Source organism: Sphingomonas sp. BL2, assembly GCF_056680015.1.
On the sequence record NZ_JBWXPL010000002.1, the window covers coordinates 91,481 to 107,540 of the forward strand.

General features: G+C 57.4%; 13 protein-coding genes, 1 tRNA gene and 1 pseudogene. 5 read left to right on the forward strand and 10 right to left on the reverse strand.

The window, feature by feature from the left end:
* Positions 1–2: 2 nt before the first annotated feature.
* The 3 genes from AC1ME3_RS18950 to AC1ME3_RS18960 all read right to left on the reverse strand — a co-directional run bounded on the left by AC1ME3_RS18950 (position 3) and on the right by AC1ME3_RS18960 (position 3,133).
* Positions 3–683 (reverse strand): hypothetical protein, encoded by a 681-nt coding sequence (locus AC1ME3_RS18950; protein ID WP_480956093.1) that lies wholly within the window; start codon positions 681–683, stop codon positions 3–5.
* Positions 684–991: 308 nt separating this feature from the next.
* Positions 992–1,795 (reverse strand): RNA replicase, encoded by an 804-nt coding sequence (locus AC1ME3_RS18955; RefSeq protein ID WP_480955974.1) that lies wholly within the window; start codon positions 1,793–1,795, stop codon positions 992–994.
* A 480-nt stretch (positions 1,796–2,275) separates the two neighbouring features.
* The gene (locus tag AC1ME3_RS18960; RefSeq protein ID WP_480955975.1) at positions 2,276–3,133 is read right to left on the reverse strand and encodes a replication initiator protein A; all 858 of its coding nucleotides are present in this window, start codon (positions 3,131–3,133) and stop codon (positions 2,276–2,278) included.
* A 673-nt stretch (positions 3,134–3,806) separates the two neighbouring features.
* Between AC1ME3_RS18960 and parA the strand changes: the two genes are divergently transcribed.
* The 3 genes from parA (at position 3,807) to AC1ME3_RS18975 (ending at position 5,721) form a co-directional block, all read left to right on the forward strand.
* Complete coding sequence (gene parA, locus AC1ME3_RS18965; protein ID WP_480955976.1) at positions 3,807–4,493, forward strand: ParA family partition ATPase; 687 nt, start codon at positions 3,807–3,809, stop codon at positions 4,491–4,493.
* A complete protein-coding gene (locus AC1ME3_RS18970; protein ID WP_480955977.1) occupies positions 4,490–4,789 on the forward strand; it encodes a ribbon-helix-helix domain-containing protein in 300 nt (99 codons plus the stop codon). Before parA ends, AC1ME3_RS18970 begins: the two co-directional genes overlap by 4 nt.
* Before the next feature lie 497 nt (positions 4,790–5,286).
* On the forward strand, positions 5,287–5,721 hold the full coding sequence (locus AC1ME3_RS18975) for a DUF3617 domain-containing protein (protein WP_480955978.1): 435 nt from the start codon (positions 5,287–5,289) through the stop codon (positions 5,719–5,721).
* Positions 5,722–5,854: 133 nt separating this feature from the next.
* Here AC1ME3_RS18975 and AC1ME3_RS18980 read toward each other — a convergent pair whose 3' ends face one another.
* From AC1ME3_RS18980 to AC1ME3_RS19000, 5 genes are all read right to left on the reverse strand, one after another.
* Complete coding sequence (locus AC1ME3_RS18980) at positions 5,855–6,076, reverse strand: hypothetical protein (RefSeq protein ID WP_480955979.1); 222 nt, start codon at positions 6,074–6,076, stop codon at positions 5,855–5,857.
* Between the two features lie 242 nt (positions 6,077–6,318).
* Positions 6,319–6,395: transfer RNA gene (locus AC1ME3_RS18985), tRNA-Pro, on the reverse strand.
* Between the two features lie 364 nt (positions 6,396–6,759).
* The gene (locus AC1ME3_RS18990) at positions 6,760–7,572 is read right to left on the reverse strand and encodes a helix-turn-helix domain-containing protein (RefSeq protein WP_480955980.1); all 813 of its coding nucleotides are present in this window, start codon (positions 7,570–7,572) and stop codon (positions 6,760–6,762) included.
* 592 nt (positions 7,573–8,164) lie between these two features.
* Positions 8,165–9,076: a replication initiator protein A gene (locus AC1ME3_RS18995; RefSeq protein ID WP_332747435.1), complete on the reverse strand. Its 912-nt coding sequence runs from the start codon at positions 9,074–9,076 to the stop codon at positions 8,165–8,167.
* A gap of 600 nt (positions 9,077–9,676) precedes the next feature.
* Positions 9,677–10,330, reverse strand: coding sequence for an SOS response-associated peptidase family protein (locus AC1ME3_RS19000; protein ID WP_480956094.1), 654 nt, complete (start codon positions 10,328–10,330; stop codon positions 9,677–9,679).
* A gap of 217 nt (positions 10,331–10,547) precedes the next feature.
* Between AC1ME3_RS19000 and AC1ME3_RS19005 the strand changes: the two genes are divergently transcribed.
* The gene (locus AC1ME3_RS19005; RefSeq protein WP_480955981.1) at positions 10,548–10,880 is read left to right on the forward strand and encodes a hypothetical protein; all 333 of its coding nucleotides are present in this window, start codon (positions 10,548–10,550) and stop codon (positions 10,878–10,880) included.
* A 2,543-nt stretch (positions 10,881–13,423) separates the two neighbouring features.
* Here the strand turns inward: AC1ME3_RS19005 and AC1ME3_RS19010 are convergent.
* Complete coding sequence (locus tag AC1ME3_RS19010) at positions 13,424–14,170, reverse strand: Crp/Fnr family transcriptional regulator (RefSeq protein WP_480955982.1); 747 nt, start codon at positions 14,168–14,170, stop codon at positions 13,424–13,426.
* A 474-nt stretch (positions 14,171–14,644) separates the two neighbouring features.
* Here AC1ME3_RS19010 and AC1ME3_RS19015 point away from each other — a divergent pair.
* Positions 14,645–15,162, forward strand: a pseudogene (locus AC1ME3_RS19015) (recombinase family protein).
* Between the two features lie 61 nt (positions 15,163–15,223).
* On the opposite strand, the gene AC1ME3_RS19020 reads toward AC1ME3_RS19015, so the two are convergent.
* Complete coding sequence (locus AC1ME3_RS19020) at positions 15,224–16,060, reverse strand: hypothetical protein (RefSeq protein WP_480955983.1); 837 nt, start codon at positions 16,058–16,060, stop codon at positions 15,224–15,226.

The window sequence follows — 16,060 nt, forward strand, 5'->3', positions numbered from 1 at the left end:
CGCTATTCGCGCTCCTGCTCGGGATGTCGAAAATGGTATTTCGCGATGTTCTCGGGCGTCGCGTAAAGTTGGTACGCTCGCGTCCAGTCGTGACTGATGTCGCGTTGTGCGGTTTGCAGTGGCACCTGATGGGTGCAGACGAGCCGCCACAGGACATAGGCCAGGACGTTCTTGTCGCCGGCATTAGCTTGGCCCTGGCGCATTTGAAGCCAGAGGTCGTGCATATCGAGCGGCGCGCCTCCGATCGAAATCGGGATCAGATGGTCCAGCTCGTAATCGACCATGCGCTCGCCGGGATGCTGCGCATCCATCATGCGGCGTTTCAGCAGCCCGGTGATTGAATAGGCGGGTCGTGCCGACCGGGCGTAGCCCGGGCGGCAGATCGTCTCGTCGATGTTGGCCTGGGTGACGGCGGGGTCGACTGCCCCCGGTGTTTCGGGCGGTGGAAGAAGCGCGGCTAGGTTCGCAGGGATCAGGGGCGACTGGATCACCTTTGAGATACCGGCGACGGCATCGCACACCGAGCCGTCGTTCGTCGAGGCGCAGCCGAACGGATTTAAGCCTGCATTGTCGCGGTCAAGCGAGGGGCGTTGCCACAGGACGATCCCTCCGAGGATCACAGCACCGCGCAGGATCGCGCGCGCTCTCACCGGAGCGGTGCCGTTCTGCGTGGCGCAGAGCACCGGCAATTTTTAGGCGCTACGAAATCGTCCAGATTTTGAGATCGGGCCGGCATTTCGTCATTATTACGATATCGGTCAAAAATGACAGCCCTATTTTATCAAACTTGTCACCGCCTGATTTGAAGCCGACTTTTGGGAAAAGAGCAGACCAAAAGCAGATCAGCACGGGCAAAGATGGTTATTTGAACCCGACGGAAAACGCATGCGCCTGTCGGGTGCACCGCGAAGCGAAGCGTAGCGTCCGGATGTTGTCCTGGGTGGATAGCGTTCTTGGGAATGGTTTGGTCTGATTATCCACACCGACGCCGTCAGGCGTTGAAGTGTTGGCCGTCGAGGCCAACTCCGTTTAGCGGTAGAAAAGACGAATCTACTAGCGGTTGACTATTTTTTTGAGACTCTTGCCTCTCTACAGCCGTCGCAAGACTGAGCATGATGTGGCGTAGGCCGTCGTCCGCGAAATCCTCGGCCGCGACTTGCCGCGGGGATCGCCAAAGCCGCATGGCGGCGATTGCCTCAATCCGGTCGACCTCGTCTTGAACTACGTCGTCGGGAAGCGGAATAGGTCGCATCCTGTGCGGCAGAAACCTGACGAGACAATTCGGAAACCGCATACGGTAGACGTTTGATGTCTGCTCGTTCTTGGCCTTCGGCCGGTCGGCTGTCGGCTCGATCGGGACACACCGGCGCTCCTTATCCAGCAAGCCGACCGCGGCGAGGTTCCTAAGGGCTCGGTGGACTGTTGCGCGCGATCGTCCGCTTTTCTGCTCGATCCACTCCCACGTCGGGAACACCTTGCCGGCGCAGGTCCGGGCCAGTTCGAGTAGCACCTTCAGGATCTTCAGCGCCCCTGGGGTTAGCAGCATGATGCGTCGCTCGTCCGGGGTGAGAACGCGCCCTTCGGCTTTAGCGGTCCGCCGAATGGCGTTCTTCTGATCCTCGAGCTCTGCCGCGCGTGCGTAGATTCGATCGGTCTCGCCTTTGGCGTAGCTGTAGAAGAAATCATCTTCGAACGTGCCGGCGAGCCGGCTGTTCGGGTGGACCTTGGCGCGTGTGCGGTTAGGCCCGCCTGATAGCGCGCGGGTCTGGGTTGTCGTGATGCGCTCGAGCGCCATGAAGCTCGCGCGTGCGATTGATACGGCTTGCATCTTCCATCCCCTTTTGGGGCTGGGACCGGGCAAAGAGATACCGTGGCGCAAAACGCGCATCCTTGAACCGAAGCTCTAAAGTCGCTATGTGAGGGTCGTTAGATTGACCCGTGGAAGCCCTGCAAGGCTCTCACATTTAGACTTTTGGGATGCCCGGCCTTTGCGCCGGGCTTTCCTTTATGTGGTCACAGCCGCACCCTTTTTGCCGGTCACGTCGTGCAACCAGTCCAAGTTTGATTGTGGCGAAAACGACGCTTCTGCGAAACAGCTAGAGTTCGTGCTTTTGCCGACCGAGGTGCGAAAAAGTTCGTGCTTTCGCCGACCGTTATTGGAGGAGTTCGTGTTTTCGGCGACCGAGATTCGTGCTTTCGCCGACCCAAGTTCGTGCTTTCACCGACCGACCGATATGGACTCGGAATCCGATTCGCAGCAGCTATAAAAAGGGTGTTAAGCGGCTGTGAGCAGCGCGCGTGGGGTGATCTTGACGCGAGCAGCACCTGCATTGCGTCGCGCGCGGCCGCTGCCCGGTGTTACGGGAGCGTCCACTAGGTCGAACGCGTAGCCGGGAATGACATCTTCGTCGGCGATACGTTTCAGCTCGAAGCGAAAATGCTTGAGGGAGCTTTGGTAGCCGAGCTGCAGGCGAAGCTCATCGAGGTCGACGTCGATCGGACCTGTGACACAGGCGGAACGCGCCACTTCATACAGGCGTCGTTCGACCGGCCCGAGCTGAAAATAGCTGGGCGCGTAGTCGAGGACACGACGATCACGAAGAATGGCGCGGTAGAGCCAGTCGCAAAGCCGTACTTTGACAGCCTTCAGCCGTTTAACACCGGTCTTTGTCTTGGAATAATGAAGCTGGGCTTCAGACAACCACGAGAAGAAACCGGCCTGGCCTTCACCGCCAGCTTCGATGTTTGTCTTGATCTGCGTCCCCTGTAGGCGCTCCAACGCGTCTGACAGTCGCGAATAGGACCGGGCGGAGCCACTGATACCGGTGATCCGGAAGAGGTCATGGGCGGTGAAATAGAATTCCTGCGACACGTCCACGCCAGCCTCGAGCTTCGCCACCATCAGACTGGCGATGTAGAGAAGCACTTCCTTGTCGTAGATCGTGGCAACGCCTTTTGAGGTGGCAACGATTTCGATCGAGACGGACTCATTCCGATAGGCAAGTGGCTTCGTCCACTTGCCCTTGCTGAGGGCGAAGAACGGAAATGCCATTAGGGATTGTTCGCCCCGGACCTCGGTGAGGAGAGGGCTATCGAGCGAGAACAGGTCGCCTTGTGGTCTTGCTAGGCTCATGCCTCGCTCCTGACACCAGGCAATCGGTCGGCGAAAGCACGAAGATTGGGTGTTGAGGACGATGATAGGCCTGAGCGTTACGGTAATCGAGTGCGAAAGTTCGTGCTTTCGCCGACCGTTTCGCGACTAGCAGGTTCGGCTTCGTGCTTTCGCCGACCGTTTGGGAGGGGCGGTACATAGAACGAACCCAATTAAACGCTAACGGTCGGCAATGACGGAAAACCTCTAAAAATCTGGTTTTCACCTACTGAGACAAGCGACAGGATTTGTCGCACACGCTGCCCCTCGATTGTTGGCCGCGGCCGGGGCTTCAGGGATGCCATCGGAGATCATGTGTTTGTCGACAGGGCGGCAGCGGCAAGAGCCGACCAACTCAGGTCGTTAGTCACGAGAGTTGCGGATGGCAGCTCCGGACAGGACCTGTCATTCGACGACGCCAAGAGGACGACCGGCGGTCGCCCGATCTTTGCCATGAAGCGCGGTTCGGTACCTTGTCTTGAACGCGGTCGTTCGTGAGGTCGCTTAGCACCAGCATATCGCGACTTTCATCAACGATATTGCCTTCCTTCACCGTGAAAAATGGGGGGCGCGAGATGCAGGCATTGCAGCCAATTACACTGGTTCCCGTCAGCAGTGTTGCATTGTCGCGATGTAGACATGTAGGGGAGCAGACATGCCTACTATCGCAATAATCAGCCAGAAGGGAGGCGCGGGCAAGACGACGCTGGCGCTTCACCTTGCCGCTGCCGCCCATGACGCGGGGCGCATTGCGCTCGTCATCGATACCGACCCCCAAGCGACTGCGAGCGAATGGGCAGCCTGGCGCCAAGACGCACCGCCTGAAGTAATCGACAGCCCACCGCCACGACTCTCTGCCAAGATCGGGCAGGCGAAAGGGCAGGGGGCCGATTTCATCGTCATCGATACTCCGCCTCATGCCGACAGCGCCGCGCGTGCCGCAGTCGAGGTTGCCGATCTAGTCCTGATCCCATGCCGTCCCAGCGCCTTCGACCTGGCGGCAATCCAGACGACGGTCAAACTCGTGCAGTTGCTCCGTAAGCCAGCCTTTGTGGTGTTCACCGCCGGATCCCCCAATGCGCCGCGCATGTATCAGGAGGCTGGCGAACTCGTCGAAGGCTTTGGTACGCCAGCGTGCCCGATCCAGATCGCCGACCGCGCCGCCTTTCGTCACGCAAGCGCGGAAGGCCGCACCGTCATGGAATACGAACCCGGCAGCAAAGCGGCAGAAGATATTCGACACATCTACAAGTGGACATGTCTTCAACTTGGTATACCGATCAAGACGCCAAAGAAGCCATCATCCAAACCCTTAAAAGAAAACGGAAAAGCTGTAGCATGAGCCGCAAGCCGTCCTTCGCAAACCTGCGTGATCGCACCTTGCCGGAATCCGTCGTCGCACCACCAGTGGCATCACAACCTGTGGCACAGACGCAAAACCAGGCGGGCGGGCAGGGAGCTACATCGGGTCCTGCGAGCCGGCAGGGTCGCAAACAGATCGCAGGTTTTTTCACACCCGAGATGTCGTTCGCCATGCACACGTTGGCACGTCGCCAGGGCAGAAGCCTTCAGGCGCTGATGGCCGAGGCATTCAACGACGTGCTGCGCAAGCATGGCGAAAGCCCAATCGGGGACTGATCGCGACATCACATTCCGATCGGCAGGCGGTAACAGCCTAGCCGCTACGGTCAATAAGCAACTCAGTTGTAACCGCCAGTCCTGCCCTTGGATTGCGATGAGATGCAAGGTGCGCCTTCGGCCCCGCTTTGCCTTGCCAGCCAAGGCGGGCAGTGGCGTCGTGCCGATCTGGAGACGTACACTGGTAGCCCATCTTCTTCCTCGTGCAGATGACAAGATCAGCACGGCAAATAATGTGACGCTCGGCGGTCTACGCGCCCGGTTCCACATATTTACCGTTCACGTCATGGTCCCGCTGTTGGGTTGCGTATCGGCGCAATGCATACGCGTGGCGCGCGCAGCATGGACGCTCTGGGAGGGCACCCATACGGTAATGTAACGGGTCATCGCGCAGGCCGGGGCAAACTGTTTGGTACCGTCGCTCCAGAAAGCGAGACCACCTGTCCCGGAAGGGCAGTCAGTTGTGTACGGTGTACAATCCGGTAAATGATTGAGGTATGACGAAATACCTCATGCTTCTGCTAGTTGGCCTTCCGATTACCGCTACCGCGCAGGTGATGCAGCCAGGAGATTGGGACATTACCTCGAAGGTCGTAGACCTGACCGTACCGGGTGTTCCCGGTTTCCTTCTGCGAATGATGAAAGGCAAATCGAAGGCCGAACGCAAGCATCTGTCGAGCGGGCAGGGGATCGCGACGCTCCTGATGCCTGACCCGAAAGCACGATGCCGGATCGACAGCCAGCGCGTCGCCGACGGCAGATATGCGCAGACCCTAAGCTGCCCGCAAAAGAAGGGTGACTGGCTACGTATCAATCGCACGGGGACGTACGATGCGACGGGCTATACTGGTCGGGCAACCGTGGCTGGTATCACCCCCAAAGGGGCTCTCAACATCGTTCTGGATCAGCGCGCAACGCATATCGGGCGATGACGCTGCATTTCTGGTCCAACCGCCCGTCGGAACATAGCTGGTTCAGGGATACTCAGGCCCATTGCCATTGCCTGCTTAGCGCAAGGCTATCGCCCGAGGCGGAGAAATCCACCGTCAAGATGAGCTATCTTGGTCAGCCGGGAATGCCCCAGTTGGCTTCCTCGTTGGCTGCCTTCGCCGTACGGACAAGGTGCTCGACATAGTTCTGGAAGATAGGAACCGTAAACGTGACCAATAGGGGCTCGCCCCCCGGTTCCTTGAACGTCAGCACGACGAAGCGCTGGCCCACTTCGTCGAGGACAAGGCCTGCTTCCATCGCACCTGGGCCGCTTGGAGTGATGACGGTCGGTGTCACGCAATAGCCTCGATTATCTGTGCGACGCCGCGGTATTGCAGCGTCCTGGTTCCCCATAGCCTTTGCGGATTTGGCCGGATCTCGCAAATCGCGCGAACCGACCCATAAATCGCAAGACTTCTGGGACTGGTTATCCTGGGGCGAAGTCCGTCGTTTTCACGTTGGATCGCGGCCTTGAGGCGGCATACAATGATGAAGGCACCCGCCAGCATCAAGGAGCGAGAATAAAACCTTACGGTCTATGGTCGGGGAGACAGGATTCGAACCTGCGACCCCCTGGTCCCAAACCAGGTGCGCTACCAGCCTGCGCCACTCCCCGACGGCGCTGCGGTTAGGCATACCAGCGCCAATACGCAAGCGTCATGACGCGGTAGGGACAAAATGCCGGGCTGCCGGTCCTGCATCGCCGGGACCTCGATTTCCGTTCACTTTCGTGAATGCGGGCGCTTTCTAACCCGAGTCTTGGCTCAACATGTTGATAAGAAGCATGATTCTCTCATAACGCATGGCACGACGTGTCTACTTCGAATGCGGTCGGATAATCAGAGCTTCAGAAACCGCATGATCCCATTAGGGAGCATTCGCGGCGACATCGTCGCCGCGTCCAGGGTTTTCCGCGTATTATTCAGGTGCTTTGGTTCGGGCGTCTCCGGTTTCCGCCCGTGATCTATCGCGTTGGCCGTCTAGGCCAACACTGCATTTCCTATATTTATAGAGTTTAATAGCGGTTCTGGATCAATTTGAGCCTCGCGCTCCGTGCGATCGATCGTCTCGCCGAGCTTGGCAAGAATTTTGCCGAGCGGACCACCGACGGTAATCTGTGCGAGTTCCCGGCAGGACAGCGTCTTCAGCATCGCATTGGTTTCTAGGGCATGGTCAGCGTGATGCTGAACAACGTCATCGGGCAATGGCGCGGGACGCATCCAGCGCGGAAGATAGGGTCGCACGCTGCCAGGCAGCAAAGGTCGGTAGGCGTTGGATGTCTGTACATACCGAGGTCCGGGGCCGTCGTTCTTCACACGGTTGAAGCGCCGCTGGCGCACGAGAAACCCGATCGCTTCGAGAATGCGGAGCGCACGACCAACCGTTGCACGACCAAGCCCCGTCGCCTCTGCTAGATAGTTATAGGAGGGATACACCCGACCACGGTTTAACCGCGCAAGGGTGAGGATCTCTTCAAAGATCCGTACGGCGCTGCCGGTAAGCTGAGCGATACCTCGCTCGACGACCGTAAGCGTCCGTTCTCCCAAGCGCGCATCGCGCCGCAACCGCCGTGCAGCATCGAGGGTTTTGCGCGCAACATGCAGCAAACGGTCGGTTTCGCCCTTGCCGGGTGGCGTCCAGAAGACTTCTTCGAAGGTACCAGCCTCCAGGCTGTCGCGTAGCACAGGTGCGCCTGTCTGGTGCAGCGCACCCGATCGCGCGGGCGCATGCTCGCGCGTCAGCAAGCCGAACGCCTTCAGCGCGGCATCGCCGATTGTAATAGTCCCCATCATCCGTTCCCTCTTGAGGGTGGCGGAAACAGGCAAAAGTCAGCCGTGGCGCGAAACGCGCATCCTTGAATTCAATCTGAAAAGCGCATATTTAGGGATCGTTGGTAGACGATTGTTTGTGCTTGCCGGCACGAACCTAGTATGTGCTTTTGGGATGCCCGGCCCTCGTGCCGGGTTTCCTTTTATCCGCTCACAGCCATTCCTTCGTTATCGATGTCATGGGCTTGGTGGGGCAGGTGGCGACCTGAGCAGCGTATACACCCTGCGCTGGCGTAAACGCTGCGCACGATGCGGCTCAGAAAACCCGACACTTGTCCCCCCTTGCCGATGATCTTTACGACCACGCCCTCGCTCGTCGGATTTGGAAAAAACCGAATTCGACGAACGACGACCGCCGTTCCATCATCCTTGCGGTTTATCGGGGCAGGGCAAAGCGCCAAGGTTCGTGCTTTCGCACGGAAAACTAGGGAAATGTTCGTGCTATCACACGGAAAACCCTTCGCCGGGCCCCGGTAGCTTAGCCGGTCAGGACTTAGAGTGCCGAATGTGAGTTCGTGCTATTACACGGAAAACCCCGTGCGCGCTTGCAAGCCGATTACGCGTCGGTGCCGTCTTCGAGAATTTCGAGATCTCTTTTGGGTCGAAAGCCGATCGTCGTATGCAACCGCGGCCGACCACCGCGTCCCGACGGGATTTTCGTTTCGACCACGTCGAGAGTATATTCGGGCAGACTATCCTGTTCAGATACGTCGCGGAGCTGCTTCTTAAAATATTCCAGGCCACGTCGGTCCGAAGCGCAGCCTACGCGCGCCGCCAGCTCACCAATATCAAGTGTAAAACCGTCGTCCTTGCAGTTGAATTTGGCAAGTTCGTAGAGACGCCGTTCGATGGGGCCAAGCTTGAAGAAGTCATGATGGTATGCAGCGATCCGCTGATCCGTCAGGATCGCCCGATACAACCAGTCACACACCATCACTTCGACCCATTTTACACGGCGCTCACCCGTCGACGTCTTGATATACTTGATATCCGCTTTGAGCAGCCAGGAAAACGAGCTGTCCGATCCTTCGCCACCAGTCTCAATATTTGTGACGATCTGCGTGCCCTGCAGCCTGTTCAAGGAAGCCTTGAGCGACGTGTAGGACCGCGCGGACGAGTTCGTACCAGTAACGCGGAAGAGATCATTGGCGGTAAACGTCATGATCCGGTCGGCTTTTTCGCCTTTTTCGGCCCGCTCCGCCATCAGACTGGCGATATAGAGCAGGATTTCCTTGTCATAGATCGTCGCGACACCGGTCTTGCTCGGATTGATCTCGATCCGGGCTTCGCCCGATTCAAAGACCATCGGGGTCATATGGGCCTTTTTCGACAGGGCGAAAAACGGAAACTCAGCCACGGTCCGCTCGCCCTGGACATCGCCGTATAGCGGGCTGTGCACCGAAAACAGGTCGCCCTGAAAAACCGAAACGTCGCCCATGATCCCAAACTCGCCTTTATCAGCGATCAATCTGTGTCGCTGCCTCATCCTTGTCCAACGGAAAGGGGGTTTTCCGTGTGATAGCACGAACATTAGCTGGCCAGTCCGAGGCCTGCCGCGTTTGGACAGCCGGTCCTGGGGGGGGCACCGTGATTCTGGTGCAATACCGTAGAGATCAGTACGGAATCATCGTGCTTTGACAGGGAAAACGCCGAGCTGTGACATGAGCCGGACAATCACCACTGGAGAGTTCGTGCTATTACACGGAAAACCCCGTCAGCCTCACAAACCGCTAGCCGTTTTTGATCGGTCGAGCCGGCCATGTCGGCGCTACCTGTGTCTGCCGACGAACAATATTGCGGTCCGCAGGCTGACCCTTTGGATGATGAACGTCATCTCGACAGCAGACACGTCGACGTGTCGACACGTCGATAATCGGAGCTACCGGTAATATTTGAAGGGAAATCCATGGGAGGCAACCGGTTAGGCGACCGTCACTCGTATTAGTAAGAGTCCGAAGCCGGGAAAGATTGCACTGAACGAAGGGTCATTATTGGGAGACCGGCTCGCCAGTCCGAACGTTGGGTGTCGACGAAAAGCGGTTACGTAGGCTGGTGGAGCCCCATCCCGTCAGCCAAAGACTATATTTCGCGTCGGGAATACTGGCCCCCTTAGGGTCATCTGGTCCGCCGGATATGGACGCTGTAGCGCCAGCACGTCGTCATAGCTGCCGGTCAACCACCGCTCGTGATCGTCCGGCCGCAAGATCGTGATCATTGCCTTCGGGTGTATCGGCGCGACCAGTGTGTTCGCGTCACACGTGACCATCGCGAAGTAGCGCTGGTCGCCGACTTGTCGCCAGAAGCCGGCGATCGCGAACACGGGCTGATCGATCACTCCAAACCACATCTCCCCCTTGATAGGCTTCTTGCCGTCGCCGAGGTCGGTTGGTTCGCGGGCCCATTCGCAAAACTCTGTTAGCGGGATCAGGCACCGATTGACCGGATCGCTGACGAGAGATCGCCATTGGGGTAGGTGTAGGGTGCGCACGTTCGTCTGTGCGACCTTACGTCCCGCCTGCTTCGCCTGCCCTGCCAAGACGTCCCATTCCATCACGTCGAGCCCGCGGCGCTCACGTTCGTTCCGCACGACATAGGCTCGACCGAACGGGCGCAGTTCCTTGGGCTCTAACCGGTTATCCATTGGCTTGTCGGCAAGCCATTGCACACCAAATCGTTCGGTGATGGTCTCGGGCTCGCCGTCGAACCTTGCTCGATTACACATTAGAGGTTCACCCGGCCCACAAGCGCGCCGATCGCGATGACCGAGCCAATGATTGCCCAGCCTTCCCAGGTTCGAGGGGACCAGCCAATCCCTACAACCTTCTTCTGAAACCATTCACGTGGATGATTCATGATGGCTCCGATACTGCGAGAATGGTCCGCAACGTCTTCCGCTTCGTGGCCTCCCGCAATACATGCCAGGCACGGAGGATGCCAGTATGCCCGCGGACATCATGAAGGTAGACGACCAGGCCAAGATTGACCTGTTTCAGGAGATCATGCCGATCGTCATGCAGTACCTCGCGGCAAACTCCGCCGATCAAGCGTTGATCGCCGACGACATCATCGACTTTTTTGCCCTGTCGATCGCATCGGTAATCCAGAACGATACGAACCTGACCACCCCGCAGCTACAGCGCAAAGGCGTCGAGGCGGCGAGCAAGCACATCGCGCACTGGGTCCGCCTGCTGAAACTCGATCACGAACAACGCGGCGCATCGCTGCTGGCAATGACGATGGGTGCGGTCGCGTCAGACGAAACGCAGCAATGACGCCAATATGGAACGTGAGACGGCCTCGCCTGTTGGCCTATTGAGGAGATAGATAGTGAGCGATCCAATCAAGCCGACAACCACAACAAAACAGCCGAACCTATCGACCGAGCACCAGAATGAGGGCGACGCCCGGCGTCCGAGCGATACGCTCAACAAGGACACCCCGAGCACTGAGGGACAGGATGCGCCAAAGCGGAAGTCATCGTTGACGTAAGCTACCAACGTGATCCTGATGCAATGAATTAGGCGCTCAAGTTCCTCATTATGATGGGTGCGCTTTACGTCCGTTGCCCGACAAAACTGCGCCTTGGCGCTTAGTGAGCCATACTCTTTTGAAAATGAACGATGTCTTTAAATGGCGTGATGTTCAATCATTGCAATTTCATACTTAATTACTCACGCCGCTACTCAGCGGTGTCGCGTCAGACCACTCTCTTTTTCGGCAATGCACAAATATAATATCTTCTTCGGGTCGGCTTCCCTGACATTCAGTCTTGTCGGTATGTAAGCTTCTTCTGCCGCTTGTCCTTTGACAGCCACATCGTTGCCCACCAAATCCCCGCTTCTCGCTTGTGACGCTGCCGGCGGCGTTCTGACCGTTGTCTGCGTTCACGAGATTTAAGAAGTGAACGTGTGCCGATCGACATCGCTACCGCTGCCGGAACGATCGCCAGTAACTCAACCATGTAACGCTCCAAGCCAGCAGACGCGCCACCGCCTATAACCTTCACCTCGCGTCCAGCGAGAGTTGCTTCCTTACATCTGTCCCAAATTTGGATTGTCACAATAACAGCCGCAGCCAGTCACCGCGCAATCGGCCAAGCAACGCAGCCGAACGAACTGAAACGCTGGTCAAACCCGCTATCGCGTGCGGGTACGTCTTCTTGGGGCTCCATATGCTTGCCAAGGGGATGATCGAGCATCAACTGCGTAAAGCCCCCTGCCAGTTGTTATGTGGTAGCGACGGCCCGGTCGGATCGACCGATCACAGCCGCTGCCGTGTGTGAACTGAACAAGCTGCCGTAATCGAGCTCTAAAGGAGCCTGCTCGGCGCCACGAGACACCAGCCAGGCCCAGTTCCATAGCCCTGATGATAGTGTTGCGACGACAGCTCAAGCTACGTTGGTGCGAGCGATGGTCGCCGACAGCGAAACGGGGGGCCGTGCTGTCGGCATGGGCTTATCTAACGCCATAACAGCGAGAGCCTCGCTTACCCAGGTTTATACCTGTTGTTACCGCGGTGCCGGTCGTCCGCAGAATCTAAGGGCCCGCCTCACACGTCCGGGAGGTCGCGAGGCGAGCCGACCAGTCACTTTCCGGGCATCTGGCTGTGTACAAACGAAGAAGCTGCCGACATGTTCATCCGTAACGACCGCATCAACGCCGGTGTAAAACGCAGGGCGGCGGGTGGGCCAAAGCCAGAAAACGACCTTGGCAAGCTGTTTAGGGGGCGCTCCAGCGCCGCGCCAGTAACGAGCAGTGGCCAGCCCATCCGGAAAAGTGCTGGGAAAACGGATCGGCTGACCACTTCGATAGCCCATGTCACGAGTCTCGCAGCGGATCGGCTCAGGAGCGCAACTACATTGCGGACAGGTCGGTACGCGATCCTGTCCAACTGAGATGCGATCGAGGGGGAATAACGTGGCGACGACATTAGACCCAGGGACCGCCCCGGCACGTCTTGCGCACAAGCTTTTGTCTCGGAACAAGCTTTGCGCCGCTATGCGCGCTGTAGGGACGATGACGAAGGCTGAGGCTGAGGCTGAGGCTGAGGTTAAGAGCCGTCAATCGGCGTCCAAAAGAGACCCCTTCGTCGGGCAGCGTGACGGAAACGGACGCGCCGTTAAGGGCGTCCAGGCGAAGCTTGCGACGTTCGCCGTGTAGGCCACGCTCCTGCCCGACGTGGCGTACGCCGCCACCTCGATTTTCCGTGAATTGCTAAGAGCATGCGGGCAATCCCAGAAACCGGCCGCAGCCATGGCGAATATGGCACGTCGAGAGCATGCCGGTCAGATGGCCCACTACCGCAGTCAATTGCCGCTCGTGACGGCCTGGGAAGGCTCGCCGCGGGATACCGGGATCGGACACAGCCAGAGTGTCTCTGGTCACAATCGATCCGCGCGCACGCCACGTCAGTCGTGCACCTCGCCTGACTGCATGCTCCATATTGTAAAGATAATAGCCTGTTTTGGTATAGCCCAACCGTCATACGAATGCGTTTAACGCGTCGTTTTGAACGCTTTGCTGAGGCGACCCTGTTGCATACCTTGATTGTCAGCGTTGTTATTATCTGGGGCGTATCCCTTACGATCTTCATTATTGGGCTAGGCGCCTCCGCGGTAAGCCGAAGGGTCGCTATTTGGTTCACGGGAAGCCACTAACGGGGCTTGAACATACTTTAAGATACGTCACCGCTTTGGCGAGCAATTAACGACGCCCCCATAACAGGCCACCGATCAATCAATAGAGAAATAAGTTTGAGATAAAACTCGTTTAGCCAAACGGTGTCAGCCTTAGCGAGCGCGACGACGGACCGAGATTTAGGAGTTAACCTGCGGCAAATGGAGGTATCGTGGATTATACTCGCCAGCGTACATTAATGCCTCCATATTCGGCACGCTTAAATAGCGGCCTAATTGCTTGATCAGTAATTCCGACTGTAGAACTTTCAGCATACGATTGACATGAACAGAGGTCATTCCGGTCGCGTCACCGATCTGCTCTTGGGTTAGCCGTAACTCGTATTTTCCGTCGGCAGGATGCCGCCCCAAACTTATCCGGTCCAAGTACTCACACAAAAAATGTGCTAGTCTTGTTCGAGCGCTTCGACGTCCGATGTTGAGCATCCATTCGCGAGCGATCGAGGCATCGGTAAAAGCTCCAATCAGGAGCGAACGAGCCACTGCCGGTAGTTCAGCCGCCAAGGCTCTAATTACCGACGCATCGACGAAAGACGCTACACAATCCTCAACCGAGCGAATGTCGTAATCAGGAACACCGAGAAACGCGTTCTGGAAATTAAGCGCGTCACCGGGACCATGAAGGGAGACAATCTGGCGGTCGCCTAAGCCCGTTGATTTTTGCCGGACTGCGAACCCCCGGATGAGTATGGCGCATGTCGAAACCGACCGCCCCTCTCTTCCAATAAAGTGGCCAGATAAGAAAGATCGTGAGGTCATGGGTATCGACGAAATCGTATGCCGATCCTCTGGAGAAAGTTCACCTTGAGCGCTCAGCAGACGGATCAGGGCTTCGTGGCTGTTTATCAACGTCAAAAACCCGGACATGAGACACCGGTCAAGGCGCCGGACAATCCTAACTTACATCAATCTAACGTTATCACGTGAACTATTTTTAAAATGCTCGCTTTGCGTCGGCAACCAAGACGGTATCGCTATGACGCACGCTCTGCCATCTCGTCGGACTGGGTACCTTCGCCGTTGAAACTCGACCATCGGCTCGGCGAAGATATGAGCGGCGGGGTGCGCAGCCACTCAACAACGGATCGAGCGAACGCTGAAAATCTGCATCCCCCGCGGATGGCCCGCGCGTTCGCAGTTCCATTACAACGGCTGCGTTCACACCGCCCCTCTAAGCGACCGGGACGCGCAGCCTACATTTTCGACCATATTCAGAGCCCTTATTCAACAAACAATTATGTCGACACATGTATATGTCGACACGTCTACAGATTGGCTGCCTTTAGTTTGTTTGACTGATGAAAAGCCGCAAGGGCCTGGATATAGCTAGGTCACAACAGTCTGGAGATAGCGATACGGGTTACGGTGGCGGGTTCGGGCAACGTCGCCAGCGTATTCGAGGAGACTGCCAGCGGCGGACTGTGGACCGGCCAAAGCTTCTGGCAATGATCGACCCGTTGCGGGACGGTGACATGGTGGTTGTCTGGAAGCTCGACCGGTTGTCGCGCAGCCCGAAGGACATGCTGCCCATCATGGAGCGGATCAAAATTGCAGGCTCAGGCTTCCGCTCGTTGACTGAAGCGATCAACACCACCACGGCCGCGGGACGCATGGTGATGCAGATGGTCGGCAGCTTCGCCGAGTTCGCGCGCGCGATGGTCCGTGAGCGTACCCGCGCCGGCCGTGCCCAAGCCCGTCCTGAGCGAATGATTGGCGGACGCCGGCGTAAACTCACGGAACAACAGCGTCGCGCGATCCCCGAAGCCGTTGTCTCGGGTCGGAAATCCGGCGCTGACATGGCAAGGCTCTACGACGCTAGCGAACCCTCCGCATCGCGCATCGTCGCTGTGCGCCGTTAGCAGACTGCCGAGTGAAAGTTCATGACCAAATACTGGGACCCCTGCCAACTAATTACCTTAGCTATGCGGGGTAATAGGCTACCAACATTTCTAAGCGTGCCCGGATATCATCGGGAAGATCGAGAACGTCGCGATGGTAATCACGCTGCCCGGCGCCGGATTCCTCGATCAAGGCATCATGCATGCTACCCATCAAACCGTTGATCGCACTAAGAAAGCGGGATACCTTGTATAGCTGGTCATCGGGCTCAAGTGTTTTTAATGTATCGTAGAACGATACCTGCCGGCTCACAATTTTTCGGATGGAATGAAAATCGTGACTGGTCAGTGTACTCTGCAGAGCATGCCGGATTCTTTGGACCTCGCTTTGCCTGAACGCAAGAAAGCCAGATGCGTCGTCTAGCTTTAAGCCGGCGACCTCGCGTCTGACGTATTGCCAGACTGGCTTTGAAAGCAGCGCGCGAAGTAAAACTCCGTACCGCATCACGCTGGCGCGGTTACCAATACGAAACGCGTCCTGGAGATGCCCCATAACCGCAACTGTCGCGGCGAACAGTGGTGGGGGCTTGTGTCTGGTGCCGTACAGGACGAACGCAAAGCGTAAATGCTTGTATCGCGCCCTAATATATTTGTATTTGACGCGCTCGTCCGGGGCAAGGTCACCGGTCCGCAAAAGCTGACCCGCAAGGTTCCTCATCACTAATCGATCCGCGCCCTGTTCCCAGAATTGAACGCAAAGATCGAGGCACCTGCCCATCTCGTCCTGGGTGCAGGCTACCGGCACAGGGTTAGGCAGACTAACGTGGGGATCAACGATGTCATCTGTATCAACGGCATAAAACATTGCATTAAGAATAGCGGAAGAAAATTCTTCACCGCGTGTGTGCGCTTTTTTCAT